Here is a 13,367-nt window from a genome sequence, read left to right on the forward strand (position 1 = left end):
CGGGGCGAGGCGCGGGGGCACCCGGGCGTGCGGCACGGGCCCGCCGCCGGCCGGCCGCGCGGCATGCGGCCGGCCGGCGGGGCGACGGCTCAGGCCGCGCCCAGCATGCCGTGCGGGTCCAGGACGTACTTGCGGGCGGCGCCCTCGTCGAACTCCTGGTAGCCGCGCGGGGCGTCCTCCAGGCCGATCGGGGTGGCGTTGACCGCCTTGGCGATCTGCACCCGGTCGTGCAGGATCGCCATCATCAGCTGGCGGTGGTACTTCATCACCGGGCACTGGCCGGTGAAGAAGGCGTGCGACTTGGCCCAGCCCAGGCCGAAGCGGATGGACAGCGACCCCTGCTTGGCGGCCTCGTCGGGGGCGCCGGGGTCGCCGGTGACATACAGGCCGGGGATGCCGAGCGACCCGCCGGCGGCGGTGACGTCCATCATCGTGTTGAGCACGGTCGCCGGGGCCTCGCCGGCGTCCGCGCCGTGGCCGCGCGCCTCGAAGCCGACCGCGTCGACGCCGCAGTCGACCTCGGGAACGCCCAGCAGCTCCTGGATCCGGTCGCGCGGGTCCTGCTTGGAGACGTCCACGGTCTCGCAGCCGATGGAGCGCGCCTGCTGCAGGCGCTGCTCGTTGAGGTCGGCGACGATCACGACGGCGGCGCCGAGCAGGCGCGCCGAGGCCGCCGCGGCGAGCCCGACCGGGCCGGCACCGGCGATGTAGACGGTGGATCCCACCCCCACCTGCGCGGTGACGCAGCCGTGGAAGCCGGTCGGGAAGATGTCGCTGAGCATCGTGAGATCAAGGATCTTGTCCATGGCCTGCTGCTTGTCGGGAAAGCGCAGCACGTTGAAGTCGGCGTAGGGCACCAAGACGTAGCGGGCCTGGCCGCCGACCCAGCCGCCCATGTCGACGTAGCCGTAGGCGGAGCCGGGGCGATCGGGGTTGACGGTGAGGCAGATGCCGGTGCGGCGGGCCTTGCAGTTGCGGCACCGGCCGCAGGCGATGTTGAAGGGCACCGAGACCAGGTCGCCGACATCGAGGAACTCGACGTCGCGCCCCTTCTCCACGATCTCCCCGGTGATCTCGTGGCCGAGCACGAGCCCGGCGGGCGCCGTGGTGCGGCCGCGGACCATGTGCTGGTCGCTGCCGCAGATGTTGGTGGCCACGACCTTGACGATGACGCCGTGGTCGACCTTGCGCCCCACGTTGGCGGGGTTCACGCCGGGGCCGTCCTTGAGGACGAACTCCGGGTAGTCCAAGTCGACGACGTCGACGCGGCCGGGCCCTGCGTAGACGACTCCCCTGTTCTCAGCCATGACTCCCCCAAGAGCATGAGCTATGTCACATACCGGACGCCCACTGGCCTACCCCGCCGACCGAGCGGCGATGTCGGCGAGCGCCCCCGATTCGGACCGGTCCACCGGGCGCGGTCGGGCGCCCCGGATGCCGGTCGCGCTGAACGCATCGCCGGCCGGGCATTCCGCGTCCGGCCGTACCGGTTTTCCGGAAAGGAGCGGCCCGCCCGTGAAATCTCCCTGACGCGGCGGGGAATGACACGGAACGCAATCGATCGACCCCTTGCCGTAACCACCGGCGCTCCGCTACGTTTGCGGCGCCATCGCGAACGGAATCCGCGCGGCCCCGATCCGCACACGGCGCCGACCCCCGAACGGGCATCCCGAGAATCCCCTTCTCCCGATCCCGAAAAGCCCCCGAGCCGCCGGCGAATTCGCCGGCGCACCCCGCGCAGAGCAGAAAGCCCCGCTGAATGAGAATCATGCGCAGGGGCGGAGCACGCGTGCTCTCCGCCCTTTCCTCCCCTGTCCGGAAAACCCGCGCCCCACGACCGCCGCATTCCTCCGCCCCCGCTCCCGGTAGCGCGCCCTCCGCTCCGGCGCGCACCCGGCGCGTCCGGCCGGGAGGCGGAGCCGCCTGGCGCGCCCTGGCCGGCGCAGCGGTGCTGGCGCTGGTCCTGCCCGCATCCCCGGCGTTCGCAGACCCGCCGGCGGCGCTGCCTTCCAGCGTCACCCCTCCCGACGGCAGGTGGCAGCCCGCCTTCGACTACGACACCGACGGCTGCTATCCCACGCCCGCCATCGGTCCGGACGGAACCGTCGCCGGCGGGCTGAACACCTCGGGCGCCCTCAACGGCAGCTGCCGGGACAGCTGGGACCTGGACAACACCAACTCCTACTCGCGCGCCAAGTGCGACCCCAGCGGCTGGTGCGCCTACATGTACGCCCTCTACTTCGAGAAGGACCAGACCATGCCGGGCTGCTGCGGGCACCGCCACGACCTGGAGCACGTCATCGTGTGGGTGAAGGACGGCGCGGCGCGCTACGTCTCGGCCTCGGCCCACGGCGACTACGCCACCCGCGCCGCCTCGGAGGTCCGCTGGGAGGGCACCCACGCCAAGATCGTCTATCACAAGGACGGGTGGAGCACCCACGCGTTCCGGTTCGCCGCCGGCCACGACGACCCGCCGGAGAACCACGCCGGCACGTGGCAGTACCCCGACCTGGTCAGCTGGAACAATTTTCCTTCTGGCATCCGCGAGAAGCTGGTCGCGGCCGACTTCGGCAGCGCCCGGTTGGCGCTCAAGGACGGGAACTTCGAGGCCGACCTGGCCGAAGCCGCGCCTTCGGGCATCGCGTTCGACCCCTACGCCTGACGTCCTCCGCCCGCGCCGGCGCCGCGCCCCGCCGGTACCCCCATGCCCGGCGGGGCGCCGTCCGCGGGATCCGCGGGCCCGGGGGGCTGGCTTCGGAGTGTGACCCATGGCACCCTGAAATCCGTTACTAGAACTCGGTTCTAAGAACGGAGCGCCATGGCCGCCTCCCCGACCACGCGACCGAGGACACGCCGCAGACTGGGCGAGCCGCGCGGGGGCGCGGTCAGCGCGACCGACACGGCCCCCTACGGCTGGGCGCCCCTGGTCGTACTGTTCCTGGTGGGCCTGGTGGACCGCATCGAGGCGTCGCTGCTGGCGGGGATGCTGCCCCTGATCCAGGCGGAGTGGGGCTTCAGCGACACCGTGGGCGGCAGCATTCCGACCGCCGCCGCGATCGCCTCGGCGCTGATGGCCATTCCCGCCGGCTACCTCACCGACCGCCGCAACCGCACCCGCATCATCGCGATCGTGGTGCTGTGCTGGGCGCTGGCCACGCTGGGCTCGGGGCTGGCGGCCGGATTCGCCATGTTCTACGCGATGCGGGTGCTGCTGGCCGGCGCCGAACAGGTCGACAACCCCGCCGCCAACAGCCTGCTCGCCGACTACTATCCGCCGGTCAGTCGGCCCAAGGTCTACGGCTGGACCCGCATGACCACCTACCTGGGCGGGATCGGCACCGTCCTCGCCGGTGTCCTGGGCGAACTCGTCGGCTGGCGGGCCACGTTCGTGATCATGGCCGTGCCCGGCGTGCTCGTCGCCGTGATCTGCTGGCGGCTGGCCGAGCCGGCGCGCGGCCACCTCGACCGGCTCCTCGCCCGCGGCGCCGACGCGAAGCCGGCCCCTCACCCTGCCGACGCGCCTTCCGCCGACCCGGGCGGCGCCGCGCCGCCCGGACCCCGCCCGGACGCCGATCCGGGTCCGGCCGACGCGCCGGCCCCCGAGGAGGCGGCCGCGAGCGCACCGCCCTTCGGCCGCCAGCTCCGCCGGGTCGCCGCCATCCCCACCCTGGGGCTGCTGTCGGTCGGCCTGATGCTGCTGACCACGGGGCTGCTGGGCACGGCCTACTGGATGACCACCTTCATCACCCGCGCCTACGACGTGGGAACCGCGGTGGCGGGGCCGATCTCCGGCGGTGTCTCGGTGCTGGGCGTCATCAGCGGCACGCTGGCGGGGGCGTGGCTGGGCCGGCGCGCGCACGGCTCGATCCGCGGCGGGCGCGTCGTGCTCGCCGCCGCGGGTACGGTGCTGGGCGCGCTCGTCCTGGTGGCGGCGCTGCTGGCGGAGTCGCTGACGCCCTTCGCCGTGCTGCTGCTGTGCTCGTCGTTCCTCGGTGCGCTGGCCATCCCCTGCGTCATGGCCTCGGTCGCCGACGTGGTGGGCGCCCACTCGCGCGGGCTGGGCTTCGCGGTGCTGAACTTCCTGCTCACCCTGGGCACCGCGCTGGGTCCGCTGGCGGTGGGCATCGCCTCCGACGCCACGGGGTCGCTGCGCACCGCGTTCCTCATCCTGACCGTGCCGAAGCTGCTGGGCGGAGTGTGCATGCTGCTGTGCCGCTGGACCTTCGACCGCGACGCGCAGAAGGTGCTGGAGGAGGCCCGGGGGTGACCTCGCGGGGGCACCGCTTCCCAGGCGCCCGGCCGTCGCGAGGGACCCGATGTATTCTCTGCGGTACCGATTCCGGATAACGGCATGAGGGCGTTGATGCGGCAGTGACCAGGGACCAGCCCAACCGGGAATCCGCAGACCCCGGCGCAGGGATCGGCGACGCCAAAGGCTGGTTCCGGGCGCACCCGAAAGAATGGATCCTTGTTCTGGGAACGGTCGCGGCCGCTCTGATCACCGGCCTGTTCACCTATCTGAGCGCATCCGCCGACAACGCCGCCGAGCCGCCGCCCGCCACCACCCCCACGCCTGGCGGACATGCCGAGGACGAGGACTCGTCCGATACGGACGCCGCCGCCGGTCCCCCGGACCCGACCGCCCCGGCGGCTTCGAACGGAACGGCACGGCCGGCTGCGCCCGGCGTCCAGTGGCAGGGTGCGCTGCTGCTCGACGGCGGCGGCAAGGACCTCGACGCCGGTCCCCCTGCCGCAGCTTCCGGCGAGTCCGACGTCAGCACGTCCGGGGTCGGCGGCGACTACAGCCTCAACGCGCTGGGCGGGTCGGTATCGGTGTGGGACGACAGCGGCGGGCTTCCCGAGCATGCGGACTGCGCCGAGGCGGCCGACGCCGCCGGCACGTCCTCGGCGCCGGTCGAGCCCGGCGCCGTCCTGTGCCTGCGGACCGATGAAGGGCGACTCGCCCGCCTCCAGGTGACGGACATCCCCGACGTATACGGCCCGACCGTGGAGTTCGACGCCCTGGTCTGGAGCCTCCCGGAGGCCGGTACCGTACCGCGGTAACGGGCCCCGGCTGCCGTGCGGCGCCGCGCCGGGTTGCCGACCGCGGCCGGCCGGAGTCGCCGACGATGCCCCGCCGGTCCGCGAGTCGCTCGGTAGGCTGATGCGGCGGGCGCTGCCGGCGTCCGGTCGGCTGGTGGAGGTGGGCCGTGGAGCAGGGTTCGCGCCTCGGATCGAATGACGGGCCGCCGCCGGAGCGCGCCCCGGCGCGCCCGGTCCCCGCACCGCTCATCCAGCACTGGCGCGACGTGGTGTTCCTGCACTGGGCCGCCGAGCCCGGCACCGTGGCACATCTCCTGCCCAAGGGCACCCGGCCCGACGTGTGGGAGGGGCGGACCTACGTCGGCCTGGTCGCCTTCCGCGTCGCGGCCCCGCGCGCCTTCGGGATCGTGCCCACGGGGTCGTTCAACGAGGTCAACGTGCGGCTGTACTCCCTCGACCGCGACGGCCGCCGCGGCGTGGTCTTCGTGACCATGGACGCCGACGCGCTGCCGAGCGTGCTCGCCGCCCGCGTCCTGACCGGAGTGCCCTACATCTGGTCGGACGTGTCGCTGCGCCGCGGCCCCGCAGGCGCGGCGGGCGCGGTCCGCCGCCGCCTCCCCCGCGGCCCCGCGACGGGGCGCTGGTCGGTCCGCCCCGGCGCCGCGATCGCCGAACCCTCCGGGCTGGAGCTGTTCCTCACCGCCCGCTGGGGCCTGCACACCACCCACCTCGGCGCGACCCACTGGCTACCCGTCGCACACCCGCCCTGGCCGCTCTTCCGCGCCGATCTCCTGCACTACGAGGGCGACCTCCTCCCCGCCGCCGGCCTACCCCCCGCCGACCGGCCCCCGGTGTCGACCCTCTGGTCCCCGGGCACCACCGCGGCCCTCTACCCTCCCCAGCCCGTCTGAGCGCGCGCGGCGGTGTGTGCAGAAGGGATGCCGCTCGGCCGGATCGGGTTCTAGGCTGCGCCCTGGCGCGGTGGCGGGAGGCCGAGATCCACGCGGTCGACCTCGCGGCAGGCTACCGGCCCCGCGACTGGCCGCTGCCGTTCGCCCTGCACGCCCTGGACTTCCTGTCCGCCCGCGCACCCGCGGAGATCCGCCTGGCCCTGCGGGCGACCGACACCGGATTCCGCCGGGAGTGGGGAACCGGCGCACCGGTCGAGGTATCGGGGGCCGTACGCGACCTGGCGGCGTGGATGGCCGGCCGCCGCGCCGACGGTCCCCTGCAGGCCACCTCCGGCCGGCTGCCGGACCTGGGCCCGTGGCCGGCCGACCCCGCCGACTGAGCGCGCGCGGCGGGCCGGGGTGTCCGCGGGGGGCGAGGGTCGGATGATCGGTTGGCGGTGCGGCCGCTTCTGCATGACTCTCGGTCGATTGTCGACTACTTCTGACGAATATCGGCAGAAGGGGTATTGACGCCCGACACAAGGCGCCGTACCTTCATGATCCGGCTCACAGTGGGTCGCGTGCTTCGACGATCAGCAGGGAAACGGAGAACCCGTGAACTCTCCGGGCGATGTGCTCGGCCTCATCAGCAGGGGCGATGCCGACACCCGGGCCGAGTTGGCCCGGCTCACCGGTATGGCGCGCTCGACCGTCGCCCAACGCGTCGACACGCTCATCGCGCACGGGATCGTCGAGGAGCGGGAGAGCGGCGCCTCCACCGGCGGGCGGCCGCCGCGGGTGCTGCGGTTGAACACCGACGACAACTGCGTCCTCGGCGTCGACCTGGGCGCCACGCACTGCCGGGTCGCGCTGATGGACATCGGCGGCGCTCTCCTCGCCGACCGGGAGGACCCCCTGCACATCACCGAGGGGCCCGACCTCGTGCTGCGCCACATCGACGACCGCATGCACGAGCTGATCGCCGCGGCCGGGCGCCCGCTGGCCGCGGTCAAGGCCATCGGCATCGGCGTCCCCGGACCCGTGGAGTTCGCCACCGGGCGGCCGGTCAACCCGCCGATCATGCCCGGCTGGCACGAATACCCCGTCCCCGAGTACTTCACCTCGCGCTACCCGCTGGAGGTGCTCGTCGACAACGACGTCAACGCGCTGGCACTCGGCGAGGTCCGCCACGGCCGCACCCCCGCCGACAACCTGCTCTTCGTCAAGGTCGGCACCGGCATCGGCTGCGGCATCATCGCCGGCGGGCGGCTGCACCGCGGCGCCCAGGGCAGCGCCGGCGACATCGGGCACATCCGGGTGCCCGGTTCCGACGCCGCCCCGTGCCGCTGCGGCAACACCGGCTGCCTGGAGGCCGTGGCCGGGGGCGCCGCGCTGGCCGCGCGGCTGACCGAGGCCGGGGCGCCCGCCGCGGACGGACGCGCCGTCGTCGAGCTCGTCAACAGCGGCGACCCGCTGGCGGTGCGCCTGGTCCGCGAGGCCGGTCGCGACATCGGCGACGTGCTGGCCGGGCTCGTCAACTTCTTCAACCCCGAGGCCATCGTCGTAGGCGGTGTCATGGCCGCGGCCCACGAGCCGCTGCTGGCGGGCGTCCGGGAGGCCATCTACCAGCGGTCGCTGCCGCTGGCCACCCACCGGCTCACCGTCGTCCCCACCGGCACCGGCGAGGCCGGCGGCGCGCTGGGCGCCGGCCGCCTGGCCATCGACCACGTCCTGGCGCCCGAGCAGATCGACAGGGCCCTGGCCGCCGCCCAGGCGGCCGGCGCCACCGCGGCGGCGCGGTAGCCACCGCCCGCTCGCCCGTCCCCCGTCCACCCCATCCGAACCCGCCCATCCCGACCATCCGATCCCCCTTTTTCACGCTTTTCAGGTACATGGAGGCCCACCATGGGTTGGAATCCGCGTCGGCGCTTCGGCTCCCACGCCCTCGGCGCGCTCGCCGCGGCGGGTATCGTGCTCGCCGCGACCGCGTGCAGCACCCCGCAGGCCACCGACGACGGGGGCGGCGAGTCCGAAGGCCCCTTCACCATCGGTGTCAGCAACGGCTTCATCGGCAGCGAGTGGCGCGAGCAGATGATCTCCGTGCTCCAGGACTCCTTCGCCGACTACAAGTCCGAGGGAGTCGTCGACGAGCTGGTGATCGAGAGCGCCGACGTCGACGTCAACGGCCAGATCCAGCAGATCCGCAACCTCATCCGCTCCGACGTGGACGCGATCATCGTCAACCCCAACTCCCCCACGGCGCTGGACCAGGTCTTCGCCGAGGCGGCCGACCAGGGCATCGAGATCGTGGCCATCGACCAGGCGGTGGAGTCCGAGCACGTCACCAACGTGGTCATCGACCAGGCCGAGTGGGCCTCGATCTCGGCGGAGTGGCTGGCCGGCGAGGTCGGCGACGGCGGCCGGATCATCGCGGTCAACGGCATCGACGGCCACCCGGCCAACGAGGCCCGCTGGTCGGGCGCCCAGGCGGTCTTCGACGAGGCGGGCGTGGAGGTCGTGGCCCGCGACTTCGCCGAGTGGTCCCAGAGCCAGGGCCAGACCGTCACCCGCGACCTGCTGGCCAGCAACCCCGATGTGGACGGCGTCTTCGTGCAGGACGGCATGGCGCTGGGCGCCCTGCAGGCGCTGCAGGCCGAGGGCCTGGAGACCGAGGTGGCCATCACGGGCGAGGCCCGCGTGGGCTTCATGAAGGAGTGGAACAGGCTCCGCGAGTCCGACGAGGACTTCTCCAGCATCGGCGTGCCCAACCCGCCGTCGGTCTCGGTCTCGGCGCTGCACGTGGTGGTGCGGATGCTGCAGGGCCAGGAGTTCAAGGACGGCGCCATCGAGGACGGCAACACCCTGTACCTGCCGATCCCCGAGACGGTCACCGACGAGAACTTCGACGAGCGCTTCGCCGAGGTCGAGGACAAGCCCGACGCCTACGCCCTCGACCACAACATCACGCCCGAGGAAGCCGACGGCTACTTCAACCAGTAGCGCCGCCCCGGGGCCGGGCCGCGCTCGGCCCCGGGCGAGGAGCAGGGAGGCAGCTGTGGAGACACCGCCGTTGCTGCGGATGAGCGGCGTGCGCAAGCGCTACGGCGGCGTAATCGCCCTGGCCGGCGCCGACTTCGACGCCGAGGCGGGCAGTGTGCACGCCGTCCTGGGCCCCAACGGCTCGGGCAAGTCGACGCTGCTGAAGGTGCTGACCGGTGTGGTGCGCCCCGACGCCGGAGAGGTGCTGCTGGAGGGCCGCCGGCTGCGGTCCCGCGGCCCCCGCGACACGCTGGCCGCCGGGGTCAGCGCGGTCTACCAGGAGCTGTCTCTGATCGAGGACTTCACGGTCCTGGACAACCTGGTGCTGGGCGTGGAGCCGACCCGGTTCGGGTTGCGCGACCGCCGCGCGGCCCGCAGCCGCGCGCTGCCGTGGCTGGAGCGCTTCGCCCCGGCCTTCGGCGGCCGGGTGCCCGCCCAGGAGCGGGTCGGCGACCTGGATCCCGGCGAACGCCAGGTCGTGGAGATCTGCAAGGCGCTGGTGCGCGACCCGCGGGTGCTGGTGCTGGACGAGGCGACCGCGTCGCTGCGCCGGGCGCAGGTCCGGGTGCTCTTCGACGTGGTGGCCGAACTGCGCGAGCAGGGCGTGCTCGTGCTGTTCATCACCCACCGGTTGGCCGAGATCCGAGCGGTGTGCGACCGCGCCACGATCATGCGCAACGGGCGGGACGTCACCACGGTGACCGTCAGCGACACCGCCGAAAGCGAGCTGGTGGAGCTGATGTCCGGCGGCCCGGCGCCGGTCGCCGCGCACCCGGGCGGTGCGGCGGCCGGCGCGGGCCCGGCCGGAGGCGCCGGCCTCGGCGCCGCTCGCGGATCCAGCGCGCGGGACGGCGCCGAGGCGCCGGGCGCCGCAGAAGCCGGCCGCGCCGGGGCCGCGCCGCTGCTGGAGGTCGCCGACCTGAGCGGCGAGCGGATCGACCGGGTGTCCTTCGAGGTCCGCCCCGGCGAGGTGCTGGGCCTGGGCGGGCTGCAGGGCCAGGGGCAGTCGGAGCTGCTGGCCGTGCTCTTCGGTGCGCGCCGGCGCGCCGGCGGCACCGTGCGGCTCGGCGGCCGTCCGGTCCACCCCCGCTCACCCAAGCAGGCCGTGCGGGCGGGCTTCGCCTACGTTCCCGGCAACCGGGGCGTGCAGGGGCTCGCGCTGGGCCGCCCGATCGTGGAGAACTTCTCGCTGCCGTCGGTGGGGCGGCGGGCCAGGCTGGGCGTCGGCCTATCCAAACGGCGCGAGGCGGAGGCGGCCCGCGCCGTCGCCGAGCGCATCGGCACCCGCTACGGCTCGCTGGACGACCCGGTCTCCACGCTCTCGGGCGGAAACCAGCAGAAGATCGTCGTGGGCAAGTGGTTCCCCACCGAGCCGGCGGTGGTGCTGATGGACGACCCCGCCAAGGGGATCGACGTGGGCGCCAAGGCCGAGATGTTCGCCGTGGTCGCGGAGCTGGCGGCGGCCGGCGCGGCCGTGGTGCTGGGCTCCAGTGACGACCGGGAGCTGGTCGAGGTCTGCGACCGGGTGCTGGTGCTGTTCGAGGGGCGCGTCGTCGACGAGGTCGCCGGCGAGCGGCTCACCGAGGACACGCTCATCGCCAGCGCCATGCACGTCGCCGGCGAGAACGGCGCGGCCCTGCCCGAGCCCGCGACCGGGGCCCAGGCCCGGCGGGCGGAAGCCGCCGAAGCCTCCGACGGCGCCGCCGGGGGCGCGGGCTCGGGGGGTGCGGACTCCGGCGGGAGGCCCGCCGACGAGACCGGCGGCGAGGGCGGCGGCTCGGACCCGGCGCGCGGGACGGACGGCGGCGCCGGGCGGTCCCCCTCGCCCGGTTCCGCGGGCGGCCCCCACCAGGCCTCCGCCTCCGCCGACACGGGCGGGGCGGCGTGAGCGCCCCGGCGCACCGGCCGGCACCGCCGCCCGCGGCAGCCCGAACGGCGCCGACGCCGCCGTGCCGCAGAACCCACGCCGCACCCCGGGAACGGGCCTTCGCACCGCGCACCGCCCCTTCGGACACACCGCGCGGGGCCGGCCCGCCCGGGCCGGGTGTGCGGGAAACGGCTTCCCGCACCCGGCCGGACGCCGGCGCGCAGCGCTGCGCACGTCCGCGCCCCGTTGCCGCGGTCTCCGCGGTGACCGGCCCGCGGGCCGTTCCCGGAGGGCGCCTCGCGTTTCCGGGTCGCGCTTCGGCGCGCGGCGCCGCTCCGAGAGAAACGTGCCCAGCGCCGTGCCGCACGCGGCCGATCCGGATCCGAGGAAGGCGATGAGTACCCCCACACCAACCCGCTCCCCCGCCGGGCTGCCGGCGCCGGCCGGCCCCGGGCCGGTGGCGCAGGCCGCGCAGTCGGTGCTGTCGGCCCGCATGCCCACCCTGGCCGTCGCGGCGCTGCTGGTGCTGACCGTCGGGGCGTCGGTGCTGCTGCAACCCAACTTCTTCTCGCCCTACTCGCTGAGCGCGAGCTTCGCCACGTTCCTGCCGGTGGCCACCATCGCCGCCGCGCAGACGATCATCGTCCTGGGCGGCGGCATCGACCTGTCCATCGGCACGATCGTGACGCTGGCCTCGGCCGTGTCGGTGGTGCTGATGGACGGCGACAACTCCCGGCTGCCCTTGGCCCTGGCCGCGGGGCTGGCGACCGGGGCCGCCTGCGGCCTGGTCAACGGCCTGGTCGTGGCCGGGCTGCGGCTGCAGCCGATCGTGGCGACGTTCGCCACCAGCTCGGTCTTCGGCGGGCTGGCGCTGCTGGTGCTGCCGCAGCCCGGCGGGACCGCCTCGCCGGCGCTGACGCAGGTCTTCGGCATGGTGCTGGCGCTGTATGTGCCCATCCCCGCGGTGCTGCTGCTGGCCCTGTGGCTGGCCTGGCGGCTGCTGCGCCGGCACCGCTTCGGCCAGTACCTCTACGCCGTCGGGGGCAACGCCGACGCCGCCTACACCTCGGCCGTGCCGGTCTCGGCCGTGCGGGTCTTCTCCTACGTGGCGGGCGGCACCGTGGCCGCCCTGGCCGGGATCGCCCTGCTGGCCGACTCCGGCGCCGGCGATCCGACGCTGGGCACCGAGTTGACCCTGGGCTCTATCGCGGCGCTGGTCATCGGCGGCACCCGGCTGCGCGGCGGCTCGGGCGGGGTCGGCGGTGCGCTGGTGGGCGCGATCGTGCTGTCGCTGATCCAGAGCCTGGTGTTCTTCGCCGGGGTGCCCACCGACGCCCGGGAGTTCGTCTACGGCTGCATCATCATCGCCGCGATCGCGCTGGCCGGGCTGCTGACCGCCCGCAGCGGCGCGGGGCGGCCGGCGTCCGCGCGAGGAAGGGGAACGACGGCATGAACGTCTCGACCGCGGAGCCGGCCGCGCCCGGCACGCCCGAACCGCCTGCGCAGGCGCCCGCCCCGGCGCGGCAGTCGAGGCTGCGCCGCCTGCTGCGCGACCCGGTGGTGATCTCGGGGTCGGTCGCCGTGCTGCTGTGGGCGGTGGCGGCGCTGGTCTCCCCCGCCTTCGCCAGCTGGGACCAGTTCCTGACGCTGATGACCGTGGCGTCCTTCCTGGGCGTGATCGCGATCGGCCAGACCCTGGTCATCATCGCCGGCGGCGAGGGCATCGACCTGTCGGTGGGCGCCACGGCCACGCTGGCCGCCATCGTCGCCTCGCGGTTCATGGACGGCTCCGACGACGGGTTCCTGGCCGCCGTGCTGGTGGCGCTGGGCGCGTGCTGCGTGGTCGGCGTCGTCAACGCGGTGGGTGTGCTGGTGTTCCGGGTTCCGCCGCTGGTGATGACGCTGGGCATGATCGCGGTGGTGGCCGGGTTCATCCGGCTCTACACCGGCGGCCGGCCCGAGGGATCGGCGGCGCCGCTGCTGCGCACGCTGGTCAAGGGCGACACCGTCGCCGGCATCCCGGGCGTGCTGTGGCTGTGGCTGGGGCTGGCCGTCCTGGTCGTCTGGCTGCTGCGGCGCAGCCCGTTCGGCTGGCGGCTCTATGCGGTGGGCGCCAACCCGACCACCGCCTACCTGTCCGGTGTCAACACCGCCGCGGTGAAGTTCGCGGCCTATGTGCTGTCGTCGCTGTTCGCGGGGGTGGGCGGACTGCTGCTGCTCGGCTACGCCGAGAACGTCTACACCAGCCTGGGCACCGACTACATGCTCAACAGCGTCGCGGCGGCCGTGATCGGCGGCACCGCGCTGGTGGGCGGAGTCGGCGGCTACCTGGGCACCGTCATCGGCGCGATCCTGCTGACCGTCCTCGACTCCCTGCTGCGGATCATGCAGATCGGCGGCGGCGAGTGGGGCGACGCACCCCGCCAGATCATCTACGGCGTGGTGCTCATCATCGTCCTGACCGCCTACGGCAGGCAGAAGCGGCTGCGGCAGTGATCGGCGATCACCCGCGGCACCCTTCCACGGAT

At 74.1% G+C, this 13,367-nt stretch carries 11 protein-coding genes; 10 read left to right on the plus strand and 1 reads right to left on the minus strand.

The annotated features are described in order from the left end of the window. Nucleotides 1–89: 89 nt before the first annotated feature. Entirely contained in the window at nt 90–1,307 is a 1,218-nt protein-coding gene (fdhA, locus tag FZ103_RS07990; RefSeq protein WP_155999951.1) for a formaldehyde dehydrogenase, glutathione-independent, read from the minus strand. 641 nt (nt 1,308–1,948) lie between these two features. On the opposite strand from fdhA, the gene FZ103_RS07995 reads away from it, so the two are divergent. From FZ103_RS07995 to FZ103_RS08040, 10 genes are all read left to right on the plus strand, one after another. Continuing rightward, entirely contained in the window at nt 1,949–2,662 is a 714-nt protein-coding gene (locus FZ103_RS07995) for an NPP1 family protein (RefSeq protein ID WP_343233430.1), read from the plus strand. A gap of 156 nt (nt 2,663–2,818) precedes the next feature. Next, on the plus strand, nt 2,819–4,267 hold the full coding sequence (locus FZ103_RS08000; protein ID WP_155999953.1) for an MFS transporter: 1,449 nt from the start codon (nt 2,819–2,821) through the stop codon (nt 4,265–4,267). Nucleotides 4,268–4,371: 104 nt separating this feature from the next. After that, nucleotides 4,372–5,064 (plus strand): hypothetical protein, encoded by a 693-nt coding sequence (locus tag FZ103_RS08005; protein WP_155999954.1) that lies wholly within the window; start codon nt 4,372–4,374, stop codon nt 5,062–5,064. A 146-nt stretch (nt 5,065–5,210) separates the two neighbouring features. After that, entirely contained in the window at nt 5,211–5,954 is a 744-nt protein-coding gene (locus FZ103_RS08010) for a DUF2071 domain-containing protein (protein ID WP_343233431.1), read from the plus strand. A gap of 14 nt (nt 5,955–5,968) precedes the next feature. Then, on the plus strand, nt 5,969–6,334 hold the full coding sequence (locus tag FZ103_RS08015) for a hypothetical protein (RefSeq protein WP_186355981.1): 366 nt from the start codon (nt 5,969–5,971) through the stop codon (nt 6,332–6,334). A gap of 214 nt (nt 6,335–6,548) precedes the next feature. Then, complete coding sequence (locus tag FZ103_RS08020; protein ID WP_186355982.1) at nt 6,549–7,736, plus strand: ROK family transcriptional regulator; 1,188 nt, start codon at nt 6,549–6,551, stop codon at nt 7,734–7,736. 102 nt (nt 7,737–7,838) lie between these two features. Beyond that, entirely contained in the window at nt 7,839–8,933 is a 1,095-nt protein-coding gene (locus FZ103_RS08025) for an ABC transporter substrate-binding protein (RefSeq protein WP_155999955.1), read from the plus strand. 55 nt (nt 8,934–8,988) lie between these two features. Then, nucleotides 8,989–10,860, plus strand: a complete 1,872-nt coding sequence (locus tag FZ103_RS08030) for a sugar ABC transporter ATP-binding protein (RefSeq protein ID WP_343233432.1) — start codon at nt 8,989–8,991, stop codon at nt 10,858–10,860. 373 nt (nt 10,861–11,233) lie between these two features. Beyond that, nucleotides 11,234–12,292: an ABC transporter permease gene (locus tag FZ103_RS08035; RefSeq protein WP_155999956.1), complete on the plus strand. Its 1,059-nt coding sequence runs from the start codon at nt 11,234–11,236 to the stop codon at nt 12,290–12,292. Then, nucleotides 12,289–13,335, plus strand: a complete 1,047-nt coding sequence (locus tag FZ103_RS08040) for an ABC transporter permease (protein WP_155999957.1) — start codon at nt 12,289–12,291, stop codon at nt 13,333–13,335. Before FZ103_RS08035 ends, FZ103_RS08040 begins: the two co-directional genes overlap by 4 nt. Nucleotides 13,336–13,367 lie beyond the last annotated feature (32 nt).

Source organism: Streptomonospora sp. PA3, from assembly GCF_009728995.1.
Classification (GTDB): domain Bacteria; phylum Actinomycetota; class Actinomycetes; order Streptosporangiales; family Streptosporangiaceae; genus Streptomonospora.

What these genes read in the sequence shown, in the direction of transcription:
- FZ103_RS08035 (WP_155999956.1), top strand. Translation starts at nt 11,234, where the DNA reads ATGAGTACCCCCACACCAACCCGCTCCCCCGCCGGGCTGCCGGCGCCG.
- FZ103_RS08025 (WP_155999955.1), top strand. Translation starts at nt 7,839, where the DNA reads ATGGGTTGGAATCCGCGTCGGCGCTTCGGCTCCCACGCCCTCGGCGCG.
- FZ103_RS08000 (WP_155999953.1), top strand. Translation starts at nt 2,819, where the DNA reads ATGGCCGCCTCCCCGACCACGCGACCGAGGACACGCCGCAGACTGGGC.
- fdhA (WP_155999951.1), bottom strand. Translation starts at nt 1,307, where the DNA reads ATGGCTGAGAACAGGGGAGTCGTCTACGCAGGGCCCGGCCGCGTCGAC.
- FZ103_RS08040 (WP_155999957.1), top strand. Translation starts at nt 12,289, where the DNA reads ATGAACGTCTCGACCGCGGAGCCGGCCGCGCCCGGCACGCCCGAACCG.